Source organism: Cryobacterium sp. Hh38 (assembly GCF_004403235.1).
GTDB classification, from domain to species: domain Bacteria; phylum Actinomycetota; class Actinomycetes; order Actinomycetales; family Microbacteriaceae; genus Cryobacterium; species Cryobacterium levicorallinum.
The window spans coordinates 1-1,045 of sequence record NZ_SOHD01000004.1 but is presented as its reverse complement, the minus strand read 5'-3'; the positions used below and the strand labels follow the sequence as shown (position 1 = coordinate 1,045).

At 58.9% G+C, this 1,045-nt stretch carries 1 protein-coding gene and 1 pseudogene; both read left to right on the top strand.

Annotated features, from left to right (window positions below; genetic code table 11):
- On the top strand, window positions 1-212 hold a 212-nt coding region (locus tag E3T41_RS01845), incomplete at its 5' end, for an integrase core domain-containing protein (protein WP_166791480.1).
- An 88-nt stretch (window positions 213-300) separates the two neighbouring features.
- Window positions 301-915: pseudogene (locus E3T41_RS01840) on the top strand (transposase); the annotation flags it as partial.
- Window positions 916-1,045: the final 130 nt, after the last annotated feature.

Here is a 1,045-nt window from a genome sequence, read left to right as displayed (position 1 = left end):
GCTGGGACAACAGCATGGCCGAAAGTTTCTTCTCCATGCTCAAGAACGAACGTGTGTACCGCACCGCCTACGCCACGAAATCACAAGCTCGCAGCGACGTCATCCGATACATCGAAGGGTTTTACAACAGTCGACGCCGGCACTCCGCACTTGGTTACCGCCGGCCGAATGAAGTCCACTACGGTTATCAACAGCCAGCATTGGCAGCGTAGAAGAATCCACTAATTCCGCTGTCCGAAATACCCGCGGCAGGTCACTGTCGCCCTTTTCAACACTCACCTGGCTCAGCCCTACGTGTCACTCGCCGGGCCGGTCAAGGGCAAGTACTTCGATGCCTACGTGAAGATCGATATTTACTCCCGCTACATCGTCGGTGCGTATGTTCACGCGTCGGAATCGGGCGAGTTGGCGGTGGAGATGATGAAGGAAATCTTCGGTATTCACGGCGTCCCACAGGTCGTGCACGCCGACCGCGGCACGTCGATGACGTCCAAAACCGTCGCCGCGTTGCTGTCGGGTCTGGAGGTCACTAAGTCGCATTCGAGGCCGCGGGTGAGCAACGACAACCCCTACAGCGACGCGTGGTTCAAGACCCTCAAATTCGCTCCGACGTTCCCCGAACGCTTCGGCTCCCTCGCCGACGCAAAGACGTTCATGGCCTCATTCGTCGACGGCTACAACCACGAACATCGCCATTCCGGGATCGGCCTGAACACGCCAGCCGACGTTCACTACGGCCTCGCCGAGGCGAAGGCCATCGAACGAACAGCGACGTTGGACGAGGCTCGGGCACGCTTCCCTGAGCGATTCAGCACAAACCAGGCGCCGCAGATTCTGTCCATTCCCGCGACGGCATGGATCAACAAACCCGCCGACAAGCCCACCGAGAACGAAGGGCTCGAACTAGCCGCCTAAACTCCCACTGGTCTCATTCGCCTTGACGTTGATACTGGAAACAGCCGTTCAGGGCATGACCCTCAACTTGACTGACGGCCCCGCGAGGGGTCTGTCTTTGCTTTGATCTGTCTGGCCTGGGCGGTGCTGA